Here is a 19,325-nt window from a genome sequence, read left to right as displayed (position 1 = left end):
TCGCGCTGGGGCTGAAGGCGGTGTTCCTGGTGACCTCGGTCCTCGGCATCACCGGGCTGTGGATCGCCATCCTGGCCGATACCGGCGCGACCGTGCTGGTCACGCTCAATGCCCTGCGCCTGCTGGGTCACGACCCCGGCAAGGCGGGCTAGGGTCGATCCGCCAGGCGCGCTGCTTGTCAGGTCGGCCGCCTGGCGATCCCTCCAGGGTCGAAGGGCCGGCCCGGCGGGAAGGATCTGCCGCTTAGGCCGCGCGAACCTCTGGACATTTTGGGAGTAGCGCCCGGCCACAAGCCTGATCAGGTCAAAGTTGCCCTTGCAGCATATGCGCCGCAAGATATGGCCGACAAAGGCAGAGAACCGTCCGTTCTTGAGAGCTTGAGCAATAGTGACACAAGCGCACCCTTTAAAGAATATAAGATGATATTCCATATGCCGACATCGACACCTATCAAGATCGAATATCCGGGACGGTGTGAGATAAAACGTGGCTTTGGGCGGAACAATCGCACCATTGAACGGATCCGGATGAATTATCCGCTCCTTCCTCCAGGCACCAGTTTGAGGGCATCGCGTACGATCCAATACTACGGCCAATTTGATCAGCCGCGCATCAGCGAGATTGTTGCTAATCTGACGGCGAAGATTGGTGTCCCTCCGCTTCAGATCACCACGGTTAGGCCCAAGTATCGGTGGCAGTTTGCGAACGGCGTTCAAGTTCTCGATAGCGCTGCTCAAGAGCATGAGTGCTATGAGTATATCGGCAAAGGACGCGATGAGACCGGGATTAAAAACATTAATGAGAACGGTCGGTGCGATGTCGCCCTGATCATTGAATTTGGCACGGGTATTTCGGGCGACCGCGCTAAACGCATTCAGTTCGCCCTCTGGGATAATGAGCACGGCAAAGGCCAATCTTGATGCTTATTTTTAGCTCTTTGTCGATTATGAACGACGCTATCAGGAGGAAATCGACGACACATCCTCGATCTGTGATTACCCTCATCCTGGAGGTGAACCTGTCATCTGCCCTCAATCCATCCGTGAGCCGCACCGATGTTTCGGTGCGACCCATGTAATTATTGACTCCCCACAATACCCTAAGCCGGCATGCTGAATATCGCTGCGACACAATCAGGAGAAGGCCCATGAATGGGATTGGTAAAATCGATAGAGTTCTCTCAACCGCATTCCTGATAAGGATGATTGTCGGTCTTATTGTCCTGCTCGCGCTGCTCCCCCCGCCATCGCCCTTGGTGACCACTTCGTAAATGAAGCCTCAAGGGAAATGATAATCGGCATCTTCAAGGAAATGAATGTGATCGAGTTTATTTCCGCCATGCGCGCGCCCACGATCCGCGCCCCTGAAGCATCCAAGCCGATCATGGGGCTGACAAGCCTTTCCATCTAGATCTTGCCTGTAGCTGTTTTTGGCGGCGCCGCTATTTCTGCCATACCAAACGCAAAGCACCACGTTGCGATGTTTGACGTGGTTTCCGCTCTCGCAGCGATAGCCCTATCGATCGGCTGACTACCGGCATTTCCGACCTTAACGGCTACACTGGGAATTATATAATCACTTCTGGCGGGGCGAGTTATTCTGAGTGGGCGGCCAGAATATACGATACTGGTATAGCTGCCGGATGTCAGATGATCTTGGAAGGCTGCCAAAGCCGATCTATCCACACTGGGGAATGGTGTTAGCGCATTTTTCTACCATTATCCTATTTATTTTATTCATGTCGCGCACGTTCGTGGCGCGGTAAAAAATCGTTCAAAGGGATAAAACCAAAAACTGCACCCAAGAGGGAAAAAATGAACCGCTAAGCTAAAAGCAGGAGAAAACCTTGATTGGAAAAGGCGCCACAACGGTAAGGATGAAAGCAGCTTCGCGATCGTATAGCCTGAAAGGCTCGTCAGCTGCGATGGGCAAATTCCGCAATCTCTGCGTTTAGAACCTGACACTTCAATGAAAGGCGGCCGTGGAATAAACCCACACCCACCTTTTTCGTTATCCAAATACAAGAATGGATATGGCTCCGATGCCGCGTGAGACGCGCGGTTAGATCATTATATCAACGTCCTGATCCAGCTGGGTTAAAAGCTCCATCAGCCGATCCGCTTGTCGTTGACTACCCAGCCCGCCTGGCTGCGCAGCACTTCAACCGCTGCGGCTTTGCCACGATCTCATCTGGCTTGTGCCGCTTCTGTGCCGTTGCACCCTTCCTTTGTGGCAAAAACATACTCCGAGGTGGACGCGTTGAAAGGGGAGCTTCCGGGATGAAAACAGTGCATTCGGAGCCACAGTCTGCATCGTCATCCCATGGTTGGCTGATCGCTACGCGGCGGGCGGGGACTGGCGCGCTGGCATGGGGGATAGGAGAGAAGATCGACGTGACGTTCCTCCGTCATGTTGTTGCTCACGGCTATGCTTCCTACCTGGATTCCACCGAAATGCAGAAGATTGGAAAAGACCCGTTCCTCGTCGCCTAAGCCATTGGCAAGTCAGATCGCACTGTGGTCAAGAGAGAGCCACCCAAGCCGTCGAAGCAGCGTACCAATCGGAAAGTGCCCGATGTGGGCAATGCCTGTGGCGTTACTTGGCTGAATGATTTCGGGTTCTATCGAGGGGTCGATTTCAGAATCAGGCGATGTGCAGGGGAATATTTGCACCCGTTGCACCGAATCGAAAGCCCCGACTTTCGCCCAATTCCATGAGGCATCGCATAGTCTGGCGAGGAAATCTTCTCGGCCTCGCCAAGACCAGAAACGTGACCGGCCTTGATGATGGGATGAATGCGGGAAACCCCACAGAAAACCCTATAAAAACATAATTCTATGCGGATTTTCTGGTGGAGCCGAGGGGAATCGAACCCCTGACCTCATCATTGCGAACGATGCGCTCTACCAACTGAGCTACGGCCCCATGGGCGTGCTATCTCGCGCAAGCGCCGGGGCTTGTCAAGGGGCCGCAAGACCTGTTTCGAAGCTTTCTGCTCTGCCTCCTGCCGCGGGAAAACCCCGCCGAAACATCGGCGGGGCAGGACGCATCACTCTGCCGCCTCGGCATAATCCTCGACCGGGGGGGCAGGTGCAGACCAGGTTGCGGTCGCCATAGGCATTGTCCACCCGCCCGACCGGAGGCCAGTACTTGTCCACCCGGAAGGCGCCCGGCGGGAAACAGCCCTGCTCGCGCGAATAGGCGCGGTCCCAGTCGGCGACCAGATCCTCGACCGTATGCGGCGCATGACGCAGGGGCGACGCCTCGGCACCGATCCGGCCCTCGGCGATCTCGGTGATCTCGTCGCGGATCGCCAGGAAGGCGGTGACCAGCCGGTCGATCTCGGCCTTGGTTTCCGATTCGGTCGGCTCGACCATCAGCGTGCCGGCGACCGGCCAGCTCATCGTCGGCGCGTGGAAACCGTTGTCGATCAGCCGCTTGGCGATGTCGTCCACGGTCACGCCATGCTCCTGGAAGGGGCGGGTGTCCAGGATGCATTCATGCGCCACCCGGCCGCGATTGCCCATGAACAGCACCGGATAGGCGCCGGCCAGGCGGCTGGCGACATAATTCGCGTTCAGGATCGCGACCCGCGTCGCCTGCGTCAGCCCGGCGCCGCCCATCATCAGGATATAGGCCCAGGAGATCAGCAGGATCGAGGCAGACCCCCAAGGCGCCGCCGAGACCGCGCCCGAACCCGTCCGCGGATCGGCGGGCAGGAAGGGCGCCAGATGCGCCTTGACCCCGATGGGCCCCATGCCGGGACCGCCGCCGCCATGCGGGATGGCAAAGGTCTTGTGCAGGTTCAGGTGGCTGACATCGCCGCCAATCTCGCCCGGCCGCACCAGCCCCACCAGCGCGTTCATGTTGGCGCCGTCGATATAGACCTGGCCGCCATGGTCATGGGTGATGCGGCAGACCTCGCGCAGCGTGTCCTCGAAGACGCCATGCGTCGAGGGATAGGTGATCATCACCGCCGACAGCCGGTCGCCGGCCTTCGCCGCATGTGCGGCGAAATCCTCCAGGTCGATGTCGCCGTTCGGCGCCGATTTCACCACCACGACCTTCATCCCCGCCATCTGCGCGCTGGCCGGGTTGGTGCCATGGGCGCTGACCGGGATCAGGCAGATGTCGCGATCCTCGCCCCGCGACTTGTGATAGGCGGCGATGGTCAGCAGCCCGGCATATTCGCCCTGCGCGCCGCTGTTCGGCTGCAGGGAAAAGGCGTCATAGCCGGTGATCGCGCACAGCTTCTCGGTCAGGTCGGCAAAGACCTCGTGATAGCCGGCCGCCTGGTCCTCGGGGGCAAAGGGATGCAGCGCACCGAACTCGGGCCAGGTGATCGGCATCATCTCGGCAGCGGCGTTCAGCTTCATGGTGCAGGAACCCAGCGGGATCATCGCCCGGTCCAGCGCCAGGTCGCGGTCGCTGAGCCTGCGCATATAGCGCATCATCTCGGATTCCGCCCGGTTCATGTGGAAGACCGGATGGGTCAGGTAGTCGCTTTCGCGGATCAGCGCCTCGGGGATCGCGGGCGTCGCGGCCGGCCGGGCCGGGTCGGTGATGCCGAAAGCGTCCAGCACCCGCGCGATCACCCCCGCATCCGTGGTTTCGTCGACCGAGATCCCGACCCGGTCGCGCCCGACCTGGCGCAGGTTGATGCCGCGATGCCGGGCGGCGGCCAGGATCCCCGCCTGCCCCACGCCCACCCGCACGGTGATGGTGTCGAAGAACGCCTCGGGCTGGACCTCGGCCCCGGCGGCGCGCAGCGCCTCGGCCAGCGTCGCCGCGTTCAGATGCACCCGCTGGGCGATGGCACGCAAGCCGACCGGCCCATGGAACACGGCATAGAAGCTCGCCATCACCGCCAGCAGCGCCTGCGCGGTGCAGACGTTCGAGGTCGCCTTCTCGCGCCGGATATGCTGTTCGCGCGTCTGCAGCGACAGGCGATAGGCGCGGTTGCCCTTGGCGTCGATCGACACGCCGACGATCCGCCCCGGCATGGCGCGCTTCATCTCGTCGCGGCAGGCCATGAAGCCGGCATGCGGCCCGCCATAGCCCATGGGCACGCCGAAGCGCTGCGCCGAGCCGACGGCGATGTCGGCACCCATCGCACCCGGCTCCTTCAGCACGCAAAGCGCCAGCAGGTCGGTCGCCATGATCGCCACCGCGCCCGCGGCATGCAGCGCCGCGATCTCGGCGGTATAGTCCCGGACCTCGCCGAAAGTGCCGGGATACTGGAAGATCGCCCCGAACACGGCCGACGGATCGCATTCCGTGCCGCGGACGACCTCGATCCCCAGCGGCGCGGCACGGGTCTCGATCACGGCGATGGTCTGGGGATGCAGGTTCTCGCTGACGAAGAACGCAGGCGCCTTGGACTTCGCCACGCGCTGCGCCATGGCCATGGCCTCGGCGGCGGCAGTGGCCTCGTCCAGCAGGCTGGCATTGGCCACCGGCAGCCCGGTCAGGTCGGCGACCATGGTCTGGAAGTTCAGCAGCGCCTCCAGCCGGCCCTGGGCGATCTCGGGCTGATAGGGGGTGTAGGCGGTATACCAGGCCGGGTTCTCCAGGATATTGCGCTGAATCGCGGGCGGCGTCACCGTGCCGTAATAGCCCTGCCCGATCAGGCTGGTCATGACCCGGTTCCTGGCCGCCACCTCGCGCATGCGCTGCAAAAGCGCCGCCTCGGACAGCGCCGGCCAGTCCAGGGCCTCGGCCTGCCGGATGCTGGCCGGCACGGTCTGGCCGATCAGCTCATCCAGCGTCTCGGCGCCCACGACCTTCAGCATCGCCGCCATCTCGGCCGGGGACGGCCCGATGTGGCGGCGATTGGCGAAATCGTCGGGATCATAGTCGGTCGGGGTCCATTTACCCATCACTGGCCTCGATGCATCAGTATATCCACGGGGACGGTCCCGGAGATCGCGCGGGCCCGAAACGCCCGCCTTTCTCCGTTCTCCAAATACTCTCGGGGGTCCGGGGGCAGACAGCCCCCGGCTTCCGCCGGGCCGCCAGGCCCGGCAATCTCAGCCGATCAGCGCCTGATAGCCCGCCTCGTCCAGGAAACCGGACAGGTCGACCGAGACCGGCTTGATGCGAAAGAACCAGGCCGCCATCGGATCCTCGTTCACCGCGCCGGGCGCGTCGGGCAGCGCCTCGTTGACGGCGGTGATGACGCCCGCGACCGGCGCCACGATGTCCGACGCCGCCTTGACCGATTCGATCACCACGATCTCCTCGCCCGCCTCGACCTCGCGGCCGACCTCGGGCAGTTCGACGAAGACGACGTCGCCCAGCTGCTCGCTGGCATGCGCCGTGATGCCGACGACGATCTCGTCGCCGTCCTGTTTCAACCATTCGTGGTCTTCGGTGTATTTCAACATGCCTGGCCTCTCAGCGCCTGTAGCTTGGTTGATGGAAGGGAAGCGGGGTGATCGTCGCCGGCAGCCGCCGGCCGCGCAATTCGGCCCAGACGGTGGCGCCGGGGGCAAGCCGCGCGGGCAGGATCGCCATGGCGATCGGCCCGCCGACCGAGGGGCCGAAGCCGCCCGAGCAGACCTTGCCCAGCAGGGCGCCGCCCTCGGCCGCGTCGAAGATCCCGACCCCCTCGCGGATCGGCGCGCGGCCCTCGGGGCGCAGGCCCGTGCGGCTCTGGGCGGGGCCTCGGGCCAGTTCCTCCAGCACGGCATCCGCGCCGGGAAAGCCGCCCGCGCGGGCGCCGCCGGCGCGCCGCGCCTTGGGGATCGACCAGCCGAGCCCCGCCTCGCCGGGCAGGGTCGAGCCGTCCATGTCATGGCCGTAAAGCGGCATTCCCGCCTCCAGCCGCAGGCTGTCGCGGGCGCCCAGCCCGATGGGCGCGACCTCGGGCTCGGCCAGCAGCGCCTCGGCCAGGGCGACCACCCGGTCCTCGGGCACGGAAATCTCGAACCCGTCCTCGCCGGTATAGCCCGAGCGGCTGACCCAGAGCGTCGCGCCCTGCCAGTCGAACTCGGCCACGTCCATGAAGCGCATCGCAGCCACGCCGGGAACCAGCCGCGCCAGCACCGCCTCGGCCTCCGGCCCCTGCAGCGCCAGCAGCCCGCGATCCGTCACCGGCTCGACCGAAATCCCGCGCGCCTCCAGCTGGCGCAGATGGGCGATGTCCTGCTCGGCGCAGGCGGCGTTCACCACCAGCAGCAGGTGGTCGCCCTTGTTGGCGATCATCAGGTCGTCGAGGATGCCGCCCGCCTCATTGGTGAACAGCCCGTAGCGCTGCCGCCCCTGGGCCAGGCCCAGGATGTCGGCGGGCACCAGCGCCTCCAGCGCCTCGGCCGCGCCCGGCCCGCGCAGGATCACCTGGCCCATGTGGCTGACGTCGAACAGCCCGGCATGGGCGCGGGTATGCAGATGCTCGTTCAGCACGCCCATCGGATATTGCACCGGCATCTCCCAGCCGGCAAAGGGCACCATCTTCGCGCCGCGCGAAAGGTGCAGGTCATATAGCGTCGTGCGCCGAAACTCGGCCATGGGCATCCCCCTTTTCTGCGGACGGACCTGTCCCGGCCGCTGCGATGCCCCCTCTGTCCCTACCCCTAAGCGGGGGCGCCTGAGATCGTTATCCCTTCGGCGGGCGGCTGATGCCGCCTCTCTCCAGAGCGTTCGGCGGAAAACGGTCCCTTTGCCTGAGAGATTCCTGGGGCGGTTGCTCCTTCGGCCCTGGCTTTTCGCCAATGTCTCCCGATTTCCGACTTTCGTCGTAGCCGGGCGGCAGGATTCTGGCAAGAGCCTTCTGCCGCCCGGTTTTTCAGACCGTGACGTTCAGCGCGCCCCCGTCCAGCAGGATGTTCTGACCGACCATGAACCGCGCCTGCTGGCTGCACAGGAAGGCGCAGGCGGCGCCGAAATCCTCGGGGCGGCCATAGCTGCGGGTCGGGATCGTCGCCTCGCGCCGGCGGCGGGCCTCGTCGAGGTCGATGCCCTCGGCCCTGGCCACGCCCGAATCGAGGCTGACGGCGCGGTCGGTAGCATGGATGCCGGGCAGCAGGTTGTTGACCACCACGCCATGCGGCGCCACCTGCCGCGACATGCCGGCGACAAAGCCGGTCAGCCCGGCGCGGGCGGTGTTCGACAGCCCCAGCACCGCGATGGGCGAGCGCACGGATTGCGAGGTGATGTTGACCACCCGGCCCCAGCCGCGCTCCATCATGCCCGGCACCAGCGCCTGCATCAGCGCGATGGCGGTCAGCATATTGGCGTCGATGGCCTTGATGAAATCCTCGCGCGACCAGTCGGTCCAGGTGCCGGGCGGCGGGCCGCCGGCATTGTTGACCAGGATGTCGGCCTGGCCGCCCAGGGCCTCCAGCACGGCGGCGCGGCCCTCTTCGGTGGTGATGTCGGCGGCGACCGGCGTGACCGAAACGCCATGCCGCGACGCGATGTCGCGCGCGGCCGCCTCCAGCGCCTCGGCGCCGCGGGCGTTGACGACCAGATCGACCCCGGCCTCGGCCAGGGCTTCGGCGCAGGCCCGGCCCAACCCCTTCGACGCGGCGCAGACAAGCCCCTTCTTGCCCCTGATCCCCAGATCCATGGCTTCCCTCCTGTTCAGCTCGCCGCCAAGGAAGCGCGGGGCGCGCGGATTGTCCAGTTCAGAAGCAGAGGATCTCGGCCTCGGCCTCGGCGCGGCGGAAATTGGCGACGATGTCGTTGACGGCGATGCCCTGGCGAAAGATGCCGGCGCGCTCGCCCGGCGTCTGGCGCATGGCCAGCACCGTCTCGGCCTTGACATAGTCGTCATAGGGCAGGATCTCGGCGATCTGGTCGATGGCGCAGCTGCACCGCTCCAGCATCTCGCGGGTCTGGCCGTTCGCCGCCATGCAGACGAAGACGTAATCGGCCCGCGCATTGGTCGGATAGTCGTTGATCGCCTGCGCCCAGGCCATGCCGGCCGAAAGCGTCAGGGCTGCCGTCAGGGTTGCCCGGATCATTTCAACACCATTTCGCTGTGATAGGCCGGCCGCCCGCCGGCCAGCGGGCCGGTCTCGGCCAGCATGCGCCGGATCGGCCGTTTCGGATCGTCCAGGGTGAAGCGCAGCTCCAGCGTGTCGAAGCCGGCCATGCGCCCGCGATTCTCGTCCTGCGCGAAGGGCGTGAAGACGGCGACGGTCGCCTCGCCCTCGCGCCGGACCGCGCCGTCGCGAAACAGCGCATCCTTCAGCCGGTTGCGGATATAGAACGGGCTGCCCCCGGTCAGCGCCGCCATGTCCCGCGCGATGGTTTCCAGAAAGAAGGTCAGCGCCGGATCGCCGCCCGAGGACGGGAAGGGGCCGATCCTGCGCGTGATGCGCGGCGTCTGCTCGGTCAGCTCCAGCGCCGGCGGGCCGTCCGCGGCGTCCGGGGCGACGGCTGCCAGCGTGACGGTGCCCTCGCCCAGCGGTGCAAAACCCCCAACCTCGGGGCCGGTCTGGCGCAGCGTCCAGACCAGCGGTCCCTGCGACAGATCCCAGGGCCCACGCTCGGCAAAGACCAGGTCGCCCGCCTCGCCCGCGCGAAGCGGCGTGGCCAGCAGCGCGATCAGCGCCAGTCCTCGCAAGACGTTCATCCCGGTCCTTCCTTCCCTGTCAGCGACCCTGCCCCCGTCCGGGCCGCGGCGAAAGCCCGCCGCCGGCTGCCTGCTGCTTTGGTCTTAGGCCAGCATCCGCTGCAGCATGGCCTGCAGGTCCTCGGGGCGCACCGGCTTTTCCAGCAGGGGCACGCCCATCTTCTGGCAGGCGCCGCCCAGCTCCGGCCCCCGCCGGGCCGAGACGACGATGGCCGGCACCGCCTGCCCGGCCGCCCTGCGCAAGGCCGCGATGGCCTGCAGGCCGGTGTCGCCATTGTCGAGGTTGTAGTCGGCGATCACCACGTCCGGCGGCTCGTCGCCCATCTGCGCCAGGGCCTCGGCGATGCCGCCCGAGACGCGGGCCACCATGCCCAGCCGGTCCTGCAGCACCAGTTGCAGGGCGCGGCGCATGGCGTCGTCGTTCTCGACCACCAGCGCCACCCGGCCGCGCAGATGCGGGCCCTGGCCGGCGCCCTCGGGCCGCGTGGCCTCGCCCCCCGGCGCGACCAGCGGCAGGCTGACGCGAAAGACGGTGCCACGCCCCGGCTCGCTGTCCATGGCGATGGGATGGCCCAGCTTGGCGCAGGCGCGGCGCACGATGGACAGGCCCAGCCCCATGCCGGGCGCGCCGCCCTCGCGGCCGATGCGCTGGAACTCGTCGAAGACGCGGGCGCGGTCGGTGGCGGCGATGCCGATGCCGGTGTCGTAGATCTCGAGCCACGCCCGCTCGCCGCGCTTGCGCACGCCGACCAGCACGCCGCCACGATCGGTATACTTGATCGCGTTGGAGACGAGGTTCTGCGCGATCCGCCGCAGAAAGGTCGGATCGCTTTCCACCACCGCCGAGGTCGGCGCAAAGCTGAGCCGCAGTTCCTTGGCCTCGGCCATGGGCGCATATTCGACGGCCAGGCGGCGGAACAGCTCGCCCAGGTCGACGGGCTTGCGCTGGAACTCGATGCGCTGGCTGTCCAGCCGCGAGATGTCCAGCACCGCGTGCATCAGCTCCTCGACCGATTCGAAGGCGCCGGAAAGCCGGCCGGTCAGCTCGCGCTGGAACTCGTCCAGCGGCGTGTCCTTCAGCGCCGACAGGAACAGCTTGGCGGCGGACAGCGGCTGCAACAGGTCGTGGCTCGCCGCGCGCAGGAACCGGGTCTTCGAGCGGTTCGCCTCTTCGGCCGAGGCGCGGGCGACGGCCAGCTCGCGGTTGCGTTCGGACAGGTCGGCCAGCGCCTGCTCCAGTTCGCGCGTGCGGGCCTGCACCTCCTGCTCCAGCGCGACGGCGGCCTGGAACATGGACCAGGCCGAGCCGCGGCTTTCCTCCAGCCGGTCGATACGCTCGACCAGCACATCGGCGATGCGCGTCAGCTTCTCGACCCGCCGGGCGGGGGGATCGTCGTCGCGCAGGAACATGGCTCAGCCCGGCGCGGGCGGCATCAGGGCCATGCCGACGAAGGTCTGGTTCACATGCATGCCGCTGTGCTGCTCGCCATAGGTGTTGAAGCCGGCGACGCGATAGCGCGCCAGAAGCTCCGACATCTGCCCGTCCATGCCGGCGCGTTCCAGCGCCAGCCGCCGCAGCACGCAGTCGAAGCCCAGCACCATCAGCGGCGGGCGCGGCAGCGCGTCCAGCGCCTCGGCAAAGCCGCGGGTCATGTCCATGGCCCGGCCCAGCGTCAGGATGCTGCCCGCCTCGATCCCGGACAAAAGCTGCAGGCCGCCCTCGGGGGTGATGGCGCGGATGGCGCGGACGTGATGGCGCTTGCCGGTGCGCAGCAGCAAGGGATGGCGGGCGAATTCGGTCGGGGTCAGCGCCTCGACCGGGATGCCGGCCAGCCGGGCATATTCCTGCGCCGCCGGCTCGTCGTTCAGCTCCAGGATGATGCGGTTGTGGCGGTCGGCGGCGGTGACGACCGCGCGCCGGTCGGTCGGGCTGAAATGCTGGAAGGAAACCTCGGCCGCCGCCAGGTCGGTCTCGACCAGCAGGAACAGCGCCGCGCCGGGATGGGCCACACCATCGACCATCTGGCAGGTCGGGCCGAAGCCCATGCCCTCGGCGCTGGAGCCGCCGACGATCGGCAGGCCGGGGATCGCCGCGTCCAGCGTCGCGGTCAGCACGTCCTCCTGCCGGGCCAGCGCATCGGCCAGCAGCACGCCGAAGCTGGAGCGGCGCAGGTCGGGGCGGAAATCGCCGTGAAAGCGGCGCAGCGTCGCCATCCATTCCGACACCGGCACCAGCGCCTGGTCGCGCAGCACGCAGACCCCGACCCGGAAGCTGGCCGAGGGGAACCCCAGCGCCGTCACCGTCTGCGCGCAATAGCCGCCGGGGCCGATCTCGCCGACCGAGGAACAGCCGACGATCCGGCAGCCCTGCCCCAGCGCCTCGCGCAGCGCGCCGCCCAGGGCGGGCAGCCCCTCGGCCGGCATGCCGAACAAAAGCACCAGCGCAGGGTCCAGCGGCGCCATGGCCGCGGCGATGCGCCGGGCGGTGTCGTCGCCGGCGGCCGGCACCGAGACGGCGACGGGCGCGGGCGGCGGCACGGCCGGCCGCGCCTCGGACCGCGCGCCGGGCCAGGGTTCGGGCGAGGCCGCGCTCATGCCGGTTCGAACAGCCTGACGCTATTGGCCAGCAGCACCGCCTGGGTGCGGCGGCGGGCGTTGATCTTGGACATGATCGCGGTGATGTGGGTCTTGACCGTCGCCTCGGCGATGGACAGCTCGTAGCTGATTTCCTTGTTCGCCTTGCCCTGGCAGATCAGCCGCAGGATCTTCATCTGCTGCGGCGTCAGCGTGGCGAAGCGGCGGGCCAGCTCGGCGCGGGCCGCGTCCTCGGCGCCGGCATGGTCGGGCTGGTAGCTGTCGGGCGTCACCCGCTCGCCCTCCCACATGCGGCGCAGGCTGTCCACCAGCGCCTCGCGGCCCAGCGACTTGCTGATATAGCCCTGCGCCCCCGCCGCCATCGCGGCCGAGATCATGGCGTTTTCCAGATCGGCCGAGATCATGGTGATCGGCACATCCGGGATCTGGCGGCGCAGCGTCACCAGCCCCTCGGCGCCCCTGGCATCGGGCAGGTTCAGGTCCAGGATCACCGCATCCGGCGCGCCCTGGTTGCGGATCTGTTCCAGCGCGGCGGCAAGGCTGCGGGCGGTGCGCACGTTCCTGAGCCCGAAGCTGATCTTCAGCGTCAGGGCCAGGGCGTCGCACATCAGCGGATGGTCGTCCACGATCAGGATCTCGCGGACGCGGTCGGCGGAAAGCCTTGGCGATGCGGCGCGGTCCTGCGACTGCATTTCGGCTGAGGCCATCGTTCTCCTCCCCAAGAAACGACAGGGGCCGGGGCCTTGGCGCTCCGGCCTTTATCCATCCATCTTAAGACCGCCGCCCGCCGGCGCAAGCCCGTTGGACGCCGGGGCGGGTTTCGGGCTACGACTTCGGTTGTATTGGCCGAAACCAAGGCACATGGCAATTTGACCGGGGCAAAGGGGGAAAATCACCATGCCGTTCAGCCGCAGAATCGCCCTGCTGGCGGGGGCCGCCGCCCTGGCCGGGCTGGCGCGGCCCGCCTTGGCCCAGACCCCCGCCATCCGCATCGGCACGCTGGAAAACGGCACCGTCACCTGGGAGATCGAGACGATCCGCAGGCGCGGCCTGGACACCGCCAACGGCTTTCGGCTGCAGCCGATGATCCTGGCCGGCAACCCCGCCACCCAGGTCGCCATGCAGGGGGCCGAAGTCGATACCATCGTCTCGGACTGGCTGTGGGTGGCGCAGCAGCGGGCGCGCGGCACGGGCTTTCGCTTCCTGCCCTATTCGACCGCCGTGGGCGGCGTGATGGTGCCGGCGCAAAGCCCGGTGCGGGTGCTGGCCGACCTCAGGGGCAAGAAGATCGGCATCGCCGGCGGGCCGGTGGACAAGAGCTGGCTGATCCTGCGCGCCTGGTCGCGCGAAAAGCTGGGCGAGGATCTGGCCGACGTGACGCAGCAGGTCTTCGGCGCGCCGCCGATGATCCTGAACGCCGCCGAGACCGGCGAGGTCGATGCCGCGATCAACTTCTGGCATTTCCAGGCCCGGATGCAGGCGCGCGGCATGCGCGAGATCATCTCGGTCGAGACGGCGGCGGGCGACCTGGGCCTCGACCCCTCGACGCCGCTTCTGGGCTATGTGCTGCGCGACGACTGGATCGCGGCCAACCCGGCGCTGGCGGCGGGGTTGGCGCGCGCATCCCGCGCGGCCAAGGATCTGCTGGCCCAGGACGATGCCGCCTGGGACGAGCTGCGCCCGATCATGCAGGCCGGTGACGAGGCCGAGTTCCAGGCGCTGAAGGCCGGCTGGCGCGCCGGCATCCCCGCCCCCGGCCCGGTCGATGCCGCGAACGCGCAAAGGATGTTCGCCACCATGGCGGAACTGGGCGGCGACGAATTGACCGGCGGCCTTTCCGCCCTGCCCGAGGGCCTGTTCTGGTGGCCGGAGTAGCCCCGCCTTGACCGGAGCGCCGAAACCCCCTGCGTTGCGTCCGGGCCTGGTGCCGGGGGTGCTGTCGATCCTGGCCATGCTGCTGGTCTGGACCCTGGCCTCGCAGCTGACCGACCGGCCGCAGACCCTGCCCGCGCCCTGGGACGTCGCCGCGCGCATCATGCGCCTGGCCGCGACCGGAGAGCTGTGGTTCAACGCCGGGATGACGATGTTCCGCGTCATCGCCAGCTTCGCGCTGGCCATGGCGGCGGGCATGGCGCTGGGGCTGTGGATGGGCCGCAGCCGCGGCGCCGACCAATGGCTGAACCCCGGCCTCATCATCCTGCTGAACGTGCCGGCGCTGGTGGTGATCGTGCTGTGCTATATCTGGATCGGGCTGAACGAGACCGCCGCCGTCCTGGCCGTCGCGCTGAACAAGATCCCGGTGGTCACGGTGATGATCCGCGAAGGCACGCGGGCGCTGCGCCCCGACCTGGACGACATGGCCCGCGCCTTTCGCATGCGGCCCTGGGCGCGGCTGCGCCATGTGGTGCTGCCGCAGCTGGCGCCGCATGTCGCCGCCTCGGCGCGGGCCGGGATCTCGCTGATCTGGAAGATCGTGCTGGTGGTCGAGTTCCTGGGCCGCTCGAACGGCGTCGGCTTCAAGATCCACCTGCTGTTTTCCAGCTTCGACGTGACCGGCGTGCTGGCCTGGGCGCTGGCCTTCGTCGCCGTCATGCTGGCCATCGACCTCATCCTGCTGCGGCCGTGGGAGCGCCGCGCCAACCGCTGGAGGCAGGATGCGGCTTGAGCTGGAGGCCAAGTCCTTCGGCCCGCGGCAGGTGCTGGGCCGGCTGGCGCTGGCGGTCGCGCGCGGCGAGCGGCTGGCGATCCTGGGCCCCTCGGGCATCGGCAAATCGACACTGCTGCGCATCCTGGCCGGGCTCGACGCGGACTATCGCGGCCGGCTGGAGGGCGCCGAGCGCCTTGCCGTGGTGTTCCAGGAGCCGGTGTTGCTGCCCTGGCGCGATGCGGTCGGCAACATCGCCATCCCGACAGGCTGCGACGCGGCCACGGCGCGGGACTGGCTGGCGCAGGTCGGGCTGGCGGGGCACGAGGCGAAGTTCCCGCGCCAGCTTTCGCTGGGCCAGCAGCGGCGGCTGGCGCTGGCCCGCGCCTTTGCCGCCGGGCCGGACATCCTGCTGATGGACGAGCCCTTCGCCTCGCTGGACGGGGACACGGCGGCGCGGATGCTGGCGCTGACCGATGCGCTGCTGACCCGCAGCGGCGCCGGGCTGGTGCTGGTCACGCATGACCCGGCCGAGGCGGCGGCGCTAGGCGCCCGCCCCCTGCATCTGGGCGGCGATCCGGCGCGGCTTCAGAAGGACTGATCCCAGACCCGGCCCTCGGTATCCTCGGCATGGACCGTCACCGGCCCCTCGCCCGGCGCATGGGCAAAGCGGAACACCGGGTCTTCGGAAATCGAGATCCCGGCCTCCATGGTGAACAGGGCCGCATCGCCCTGCCTGACCTCCAGCGTCTGGATGAACTCGGCCGGGATGGTCAGCAGCGTCACCTGGTCGCGTTGCAGGCCCGAGAAATTCGGGTGCCGGATCATCAGCGTGCCGACCTGCCGCCCCTCCTCCTCGGCCGCGCGAAAGCGCATCTCGCCCATGCTGGCGCGCACCTCGTCCATGCTTTTGCCGGCCGGGGCCGCGCAGCCGCCCGAGGCTTTCACGAAGCGGCCGGCCATGACCTTGCGCCCATCCGCCAGCGTGGCGATGGCGCGCAGGTCGGAATAATTGTCCACCCGCACCCGCACCTCGAAATCCAGCGGCATCAGCGCCTCGCCGAATGTGAACTCGGCCGCGACCGGCGCGGGATTGCCGTCCACCACCAGCGCCAGCGCCCGGATCGCCGGCGCGCCAGGCGGCTGGGTGATGCGCACCGGCACCAGCGCCGGGTTGTCGGCCCGCGGCGGCGCGTCGAGGTCGAAGACCGCCGGATCGACCGGCGGCTCCTCATCGGTGCCGATCACGGCAAGCCGCATGTCCTCCCACAGGGCCGAGGGCTGCATGGGATTGGCGACCTCGGCCGCCAGCGCCCCCGGCGCCAGCATCATCGCGGCAAGCAGGCAAGCCAGCCTCATCCCCGTTTCTCCCTTGTCATGCGGCGATAGACCAGCACGGTCGAATCGCTCGCCGCCTCGGCCTCGGCCGCCGCGCGCAACCGGGCGTGCAGGCTGGAGCGCGAACAGACCGGATCGGTCGCCCGCGCGTCGCCCGCCAGCGCCATCGCCTGGCAGCGGCAGCCGCCGAAGTCGATCTCGCGCCGCTCGCAGGAGGCGCAGGGCTCGGGCATCCAGCCGGTGCCGCGAAAGGCGTTGAAGGCCGCGCCGTCGTGCCAGATCCGGGCCAGCGGCACCGCGCGCACGTTCTCGAACGCCAGGCCCTTGATGGTCTGGGCGGCGTGGCAGGGCAGCACGGTGCCGTCCGGCGCCACGTTCAGCCCGGTCGAGCCCCAGCCGCCCATGCAGCTTTTCGGAAAGGCCGCCAAGTGGTCGGCGGGCACATAGTCGATGACCATGCGGCCTTGCAAGCGCAGGCGGGCGGCGTCCACCACCTCGCGCGCGCGGATCGCCTGGGCCTGGGTCGGCATCAGCGGCAGGCGGTTCAGCTCGGCCCAGCCATGGAACTGCACGGTCGCCACCTCGATGCGGCGGCAGCCGAGCCGCTCGGCCAGGTCGATCATCTCGGGCAGGCGGTCCAGGTTCTGGCGATGCACCACCGCGTTCAGCGTCAGCGGAAAGCCGATGGCGCGGACCCATTCCGCCACCTGCATCTTGCGCGCGAAACTGCCGCCATAGCCGCTGATCCAGTCGGCCATCTCGGCGTCGATGCCTTGCAGGGACAGCTGGACGTGATCGACCGCGCCGTCCAGCTCGCGCAGCCGCGACTCGGTCAGCCCGATGCCCGAGGTGATGAGGTTGACGTAAAGCCCGGCGTCGCGGGCCGCGGCGGCGATCTCGGCCAGGTCGCGGCGCGAGGCGGGCTCGCCGCCCGACAGATGCACCTGCAACACGCCCAGATCGGCGGCCTGGCGGAACACATCCGCCCATTCGGCCGCCTTCAGCTCGGCGCTGGCGCGGGTCAGCTCGACCGGGTTCGAGCAATAGGGGCAGGCCAGCGGGCAGCGATGCGTCAGTTCCGCCAGCATGGCCATGGGCAGGCCGACGCGGACCGGGTTGCCGTCGATGTCGCGGGGGGCGGGATCGTCTCTCATGCCGCCTCCCCCTCCAGGAACACCATGCGCCGGTCGATCAGGCCGCGCAGGAACTCCTGCACGTCGCCCTCGATCTGCTCGGCCGGCGCGTCGTAGCGGGTGCAGAGCGTCTCGATCACCTCGGCCAGGCTGCGCCTGCCGTCCAGTTCCGACAGGATCGCATGGCCCACCGGGTCGAGCTGGATCACCCGCTCGGGCGCCAGCAGCACGCGGATGCCGCGCACGCGGTCGTCGTGAAGCCGCACCCCGCGCGGCAGATAGGGCACCGCGGCGCCGCTGATGCGATCCGCGCTCATGAGGCCCCCGCGGCCTCGGGGGCCGGCTCGGGGATAGCCGCGTCCAGCAGCCCCTCGCCCGGACGCCAGGCGCCGGGGGGGATGTTGCCCTGCACATAGCCGTGCCACAGCGCGTCGAGCTGCGCCCAAAGCACGTCGGTCTTGAAGACCAGCGCCGCCGCCGCCGCGTCCTGCCGTTCCAGCGTATCGGCACGGTCCAGCACGTAGTTCAGCCCGAATTCCACGTCCTTCGGCGCCTCGGCCAGCCGGTTGCGGAAATAGGCGAGGCTGGCGTCGTCGGCGAAATCGTAATGCTTCAGCAACCCCTCGATCCGCTCGGCGTGGATCCTGGGCGCGAACATCTCGGTCAGGCTGGCGGCCACGGCATCCAGCAGCGGCATGTCGCGCACGAAGCGGACATAGGCATCGACGGCAAAGCGGGTCGCCGGCATCACGCCCACGCCGCTGGCGACGTAATCGGGGTCGAGGCCGACGGCGCGGGCCAGCGCCAGCCAGCGCCGGATGCCGCCGCCGTGATCGACGCCGCCGTCGTGATCCTCGATGCGACTGCGCCAGATGCGGCGCAGCTGCGGGTCTTCGACGCGGGACAGGAAGGCCGCGTCCTTCATCGGGATGCGCGACTGGTATTGCCAGCGGTTGACGACCCAGGCCCGCACCTCGTCGGGCGCGCATTCCCCGCCGTGCAGGCGTTTGTGGAACGGGTGGCGGTCGTGATAGCGCTCGGCGCCGATGCGACGCAGGCGCTCGTGGAACTCGGCGCGGGTCTGGGCGCGGTGGTCGGCAAGTTTCATGGCGCGATCTCCATTCCGTCATGGCCGACCTGCCAGCCCGCCGCCTGCGCCTGCGCACGCTCGGGGCTGGCCGGATCGACCAGCGGGTTCGAATTGTTCAGATGCACGTAGATGCGGGCACCCAGCGCCAGGTCGCGCAGCGCCTCCAGGCTGCCGCCGGGGCCCGAGACCGGCACATGGCCCATGCGCCGCCCGGTCTTGGCCCCAAGGCCCGCGCGCAGCATCTCGTCATCCGTCCACAGCGTGCCGTCGAAGAGCAGCGCATCCGCGCCGGCGATCCGGTCGCGCAGCCAGCCGGGGACCGAGGCGCAGCCGGGAATATAGAACACCCGCCGCCCGCCGGCGGCCAGTTCGACCCCCACGGTCTGCTCGCCCATCAGCTCGGTCTCGACCCGCTCGCCCTCCAGATAAAGCGGCACCTTGCCCGGCACGGCGAAAAGCCGCGCGACCAGGCCGGGCGCCAGGTCGAAGCCCTGCTCTAGCGCCACCGGGCGTCGGGCGACCAACCGCGGGTCCAGCGCGGCCAGCATCGGGTTGGCGGCCAGCACGTCATGGATCGCGGGCGTGGCGAACAGGTCGAACCCCTGCCCTTCGCGCAGGGTCAGCAGACCGGCGACATGGTCGATGTCGCCATTCGTCACCAGCACCGAGCGGATCGGTGAGCCGCGCAGCCCCCCAGGCCGCAGCGCCGGCGTCGCGGCCAGCTGCTGGCGCAGGTCGGGCGAGGCGTTGACCAGCGCCCAGTCCCGGCCATTCGCGGAAACGGCAATCCCGCTTTGGCTCATGGCGGGAATGCGTCCTGCGCGCGCGGCCTCGCAATTGCGGCAGCCACAGTTCCACTGCGGCACGCCGCCACCGGCGCCGCTGCCGAGAATCACGATACGCATGGGAAAGGCTCCGGCAGGCCCGGCCCCCGTCGGCCGGGGG

19 protein-coding genes, 1 tRNA gene, 1 pseudogene and 1 riboswitch are annotated in these 19,325 nt (G+C 68.3%); of the genes and pseudogenes, 6 read left to right on the top strand and 15 right to left on the bottom strand.

Annotation, left to right across the window (positions count from 1 at the left end):
• The first annotated feature begins 419 nt into the window (after window positions 1–419).
• From IT40_RS28720 to IT40_RS28715, 3 genes are all read left to right on the top strand, one after another.
• Entirely contained in the window at window positions 420–920 is a 501-nt protein-coding gene (locus tag IT40_RS28720; RefSeq protein ID WP_147307267.1) for a hypothetical protein, read from the top strand.
• A 367-nt stretch (window positions 921–1,287) separates the two neighbouring features.
• Entirely contained in the window at window positions 1,288–1,410 is a 123-nt protein-coding gene (locus IT40_RS30515) for a hypothetical protein (RefSeq protein WP_275600341.1), read from the top strand.
• Window positions 1,411–2,279: 869 nt separating this feature from the next.
• Window positions 2,280–2,492: a hypothetical protein gene (locus tag IT40_RS28715; RefSeq protein WP_147278939.1), complete on the top strand. Its 213-nt coding sequence runs from the start codon at window positions 2,280–2,282 to the stop codon at window positions 2,490–2,492.
• A 357-nt stretch (window positions 2,493–2,849) separates the two neighbouring features.
• On the opposite strand, the gene IT40_RS15685 is transcribed toward IT40_RS28715, so the two are convergent.
• The 10 genes and pseudogenes from IT40_RS15685 to IT40_RS15640 all read right to left on the bottom strand — a co-directional run bounded on the left by IT40_RS15685 (window position 2,850) and on the right by IT40_RS15640 (window position 12,882).
• Window positions 2,850–2,925: transfer RNA gene (locus IT40_RS15685), tRNA-Ala, on the bottom strand.
• Window positions 2,926–3,049: 124 nt separating this feature from the next.
• Window positions 3,050–5,879: pseudogene (gcvP, locus tag IT40_RS15680) on the bottom strand (aminomethyl-transferring glycine dehydrogenase).
• A 150-nt stretch (window positions 5,880–6,029) separates the two neighbouring features.
• Window positions 6,030–6,386, bottom strand: a complete 357-nt coding sequence (gcvH, locus tag IT40_RS15675) for a glycine cleavage system protein GcvH (RefSeq protein ID WP_084197174.1) — start codon at window positions 6,384–6,386, stop codon at window positions 6,030–6,032.
• A 10-nt stretch (window positions 6,387–6,396) separates the two neighbouring features.
• Window positions 6,397–7,509 (bottom strand): glycine cleavage system aminomethyltransferase GcvT, encoded by a 1,113-nt coding sequence (gene gcvT / locus IT40_RS15670; RefSeq protein WP_036757130.1) that lies wholly within the window; start codon window positions 7,507–7,509, stop codon window positions 6,397–6,399.
• A 133-nt stretch (window positions 7,510–7,642) separates the two neighbouring features.
• Window positions 7,643–7,732: riboswitch (glycine riboswitch) on the bottom strand.
• Window positions 7,733–7,786: 54 nt separating this feature from the next.
• Window positions 7,787–8,569 (bottom strand): SDR family oxidoreductase, encoded by a 783-nt coding sequence (locus IT40_RS15665; RefSeq protein ID WP_036757128.1) that lies wholly within the window; start codon window positions 8,567–8,569, stop codon window positions 7,787–7,789.
• A 58-nt stretch (window positions 8,570–8,627) separates the two neighbouring features.
• Window positions 8,628–8,966 carry a hypothetical protein gene (locus IT40_RS15660; RefSeq protein ID WP_036757127.1) on the bottom strand — a complete coding sequence of 113 codons (339 nt, stop codon included), beginning with the start codon at window positions 8,964–8,966 and terminating at the stop codon, window positions 8,628–8,630.
• A complete protein-coding gene (locus IT40_RS15655) occupies window positions 8,963–9,580 on the bottom strand; it encodes a hypothetical protein (RefSeq protein ID WP_036757125.1) in 618 nt (205 codons plus the stop codon). Before IT40_RS15655 ends, IT40_RS15660 begins: the two co-directional genes overlap by 4 nt.
• Before the next feature lie 84 nt (window positions 9,581–9,664).
• Window positions 9,665–10,990 (bottom strand): ATP-binding response regulator, encoded by a 1,326-nt coding sequence (locus IT40_RS15650; RefSeq protein WP_036757122.1) that lies wholly within the window; start codon window positions 10,988–10,990, stop codon window positions 9,665–9,667.
• Between the two features lie 3 nt (window positions 10,991–10,993).
• Window positions 10,994–12,175 carry an FIST N-terminal domain-containing protein gene (locus IT40_RS15645; protein ID WP_084197172.1) on the bottom strand — a complete coding sequence of 394 codons (1,182 nt, stop codon included), beginning with the start codon at window positions 12,173–12,175 and terminating at the stop codon, window positions 10,994–10,996.
• Window positions 12,172–12,882 (bottom strand): response regulator transcription factor, encoded by a 711-nt coding sequence (locus IT40_RS15640; RefSeq protein WP_036757120.1) that lies wholly within the window; start codon window positions 12,880–12,882, stop codon window positions 12,172–12,174. Before IT40_RS15640 ends, IT40_RS15645 begins: the two co-directional genes overlap by 4 nt.
• 190 nt (window positions 12,883–13,072) lie before the next feature.
• Here IT40_RS15640 and IT40_RS15635 point away from each other — a divergent pair, with 190 nt between their 5' ends.
• Genes IT40_RS15635 through IT40_RS15625 form a run of 3 tightly spaced genes read left to right on the top strand, consistent with a single transcriptional unit; the run spans window position 13,073 to window position 15,420 of the window.
• Window positions 13,073–14,050: an ABC transporter substrate-binding protein gene (locus IT40_RS15635; protein WP_036757117.1), complete on the top strand. Its 978-nt coding sequence runs from the start codon at window positions 13,073–13,075 to the stop codon at window positions 14,048–14,050.
• A gap of 7 nt (window positions 14,051–14,057) precedes the next feature.
• Entirely contained in the window at window positions 14,058–14,840 is a 783-nt protein-coding gene (locus IT40_RS15630) for an ABC transporter permease (RefSeq protein ID WP_116171084.1), read from the top strand.
• On the top strand, window positions 14,830–15,420 hold the full coding sequence (locus IT40_RS15625) for an ATP-binding cassette domain-containing protein (RefSeq protein WP_036757110.1): 591 nt from the start codon (window positions 14,830–14,832) through the stop codon (window positions 15,418–15,420). The genes IT40_RS15630 and IT40_RS15625 overlap by 11 nt, the downstream gene beginning before the upstream one ends.
• Here the strand turns inward: IT40_RS15625 and IT40_RS15620 are convergent.
• From IT40_RS15620 to pqqB, 5 genes are read right to left on the bottom strand one after another with little or no spacing between them, the layout of a single operon-like run.
• Window positions 15,408–16,178, bottom strand: coding sequence for a quinoprotein dehydrogenase-associated SoxYZ-like carrier (locus IT40_RS15620; protein WP_036757107.1), 771 nt, complete (start codon window positions 16,176–16,178; stop codon window positions 15,408–15,410). The two genes, IT40_RS15625 and IT40_RS15620, sit on opposite strands and share 13 nt — an antisense overlap.
• A complete protein-coding gene (gene pqqE / locus IT40_RS15615; protein WP_052096009.1) occupies window positions 16,175–17,311 on the bottom strand; it encodes a pyrroloquinoline quinone biosynthesis protein PqqE in 1,137 nt (378 codons plus the stop codon). Before pqqE ends, IT40_RS15620 begins: the two co-directional genes overlap by 4 nt.
• Window positions 17,308–17,607 carry a pyrroloquinoline quinone biosynthesis peptide chaperone PqqD gene (pqqD, locus tag IT40_RS15610; protein WP_036757092.1) on the bottom strand — a complete coding sequence of 100 codons (300 nt, stop codon included), beginning with the start codon at window positions 17,605–17,607 and terminating at the stop codon, window positions 17,308–17,310. Before pqqD ends, pqqE begins: the two co-directional genes overlap by 4 nt.
• The gene (pqqC, locus tag IT40_RS15605) at window positions 17,604–18,398 is read right to left on the bottom strand and encodes a pyrroloquinoline-quinone synthase PqqC (protein ID WP_036757088.1); all 795 of its coding nucleotides are present in this window, start codon (window positions 18,396–18,398) and stop codon (window positions 17,604–17,606) included. Before pqqC ends, pqqD begins: the two co-directional genes overlap by 4 nt.
• Window positions 18,395–19,285 (bottom strand): pyrroloquinoline quinone biosynthesis protein PqqB, encoded by an 891-nt coding sequence (gene pqqB, locus IT40_RS15600; RefSeq protein WP_036757085.1) that lies wholly within the window; start codon window positions 19,283–19,285, stop codon window positions 18,395–18,397. The genes pqqC and pqqB overlap by 4 nt, the downstream gene beginning before the upstream one ends.
• Window positions 19,286–19,325: the final 40 nt, after the last annotated feature.

Source organism: Paracoccus versutus (assembly GCF_000763885.1).
Lineage (GTDB): Bacteria > Pseudomonadota > Alphaproteobacteria > Rhodobacterales > Rhodobacteraceae > Paracoccus > Paracoccus versutus.
Note: the sequence above shows the minus strand (reverse complement) of the source record. Positions and strands in the feature narration are given on the sequence as shown.

Coding starts and splice junctions, on each gene's coding strand:
- IT40_RS28720 (WP_147307267.1), top strand. CDS start 420: ATGATATTCCATATGCCGACATCGACACCTATCAAGATCGAATATCCG.
- IT40_RS30515 (WP_275600341.1), top strand. CDS start 1,288: ATGATAATCGGCATCTTCAAGGAAATGAATGTGATCGAGTTTATTTCC.
- IT40_RS28715 (WP_147278939.1), top strand. CDS start 2,280: ATGAAAACAGTGCATTCGGAGCCACAGTCTGCATCGTCATCCCATGGT.
- gcvH (WP_084197174.1), bottom strand. CDS start 6,386: ATGTTGAAATACACCGAAGACCACGAATGGTTGAAACAGGACGGCGAC.
- gcvT (WP_036757130.1), bottom strand. CDS start 7,509: ATGGCCGAGTTTCGGCGCACGACGCTATATGACCTGCACCTTTCGCGC.
- IT40_RS15665 (WP_036757128.1), bottom strand. CDS start 8,569: ATGGATCTGGGGATCAGGGGCAAGAAGGGGCTTGTCTGCGCCGCGTCG.
- IT40_RS15660 (WP_036757127.1), bottom strand. CDS start 8,966: ATGATCCGGGCAACCCTGACGGCAGCCCTGACGCTTTCGGCCGGCATG.
- IT40_RS15655 (WP_036757125.1), bottom strand. CDS start 9,580: ATGAACGTCTTGCGAGGACTGGCGCTGATCGCGCTGCTGGCCACGCCG.
- IT40_RS15650 (WP_036757122.1), bottom strand. CDS start 10,990: ATGTTCCTGCGCGACGACGATCCCCCCGCCCGGCGGGTCGAGAAGCTG.
- IT40_RS15645 (WP_084197172.1), bottom strand. CDS start 12,175: ATGAGCGCGGCCTCGCCCGAACCCTGGCCCGGCGCGCGGTCCGAGGCG.
- IT40_RS15640 (WP_036757120.1), bottom strand. CDS start 12,882: ATGGCCTCAGCCGAAATGCAGTCGCAGGACCGCGCCGCATCGCCAAGG.
- IT40_RS15635 (WP_036757117.1), top strand. CDS start 13,073: ATGCCGTTCAGCCGCAGAATCGCCCTGCTGGCGGGGGCCGCCGCCCTG.
- IT40_RS15625 (WP_036757110.1), top strand. CDS start 14,830: ATGCGGCTTGAGCTGGAGGCCAAGTCCTTCGGCCCGCGGCAGGTGCTG.
- IT40_RS15620 (WP_036757107.1), bottom strand. CDS start 16,178: ATGAGGCTGGCTTGCCTGCTTGCCGCGATGATGCTGGCGCCGGGGGCG.
- pqqE (WP_052096009.1), bottom strand. CDS start 17,311: ATGAGAGACGATCCCGCCCCCCGCGACATCGACGGCAACCCGGTCCGC.
- pqqD (WP_036757092.1), bottom strand. CDS start 17,607: ATGAGCGCGGATCGCATCAGCGGCGCCGCGGTGCCCTATCTGCCGCGC.
- pqqC (WP_036757088.1), bottom strand. CDS start 18,398: ATGAAACTTGCCGACCACCGCGCCCAGACCCGCGCCGAGTTCCACGAG.
- pqqB (WP_036757085.1), bottom strand. CDS start 19,285: ATGCGTATCGTGATTCTCGGCAGCGGCGCCGGTGGCGGCGTGCCGCAG.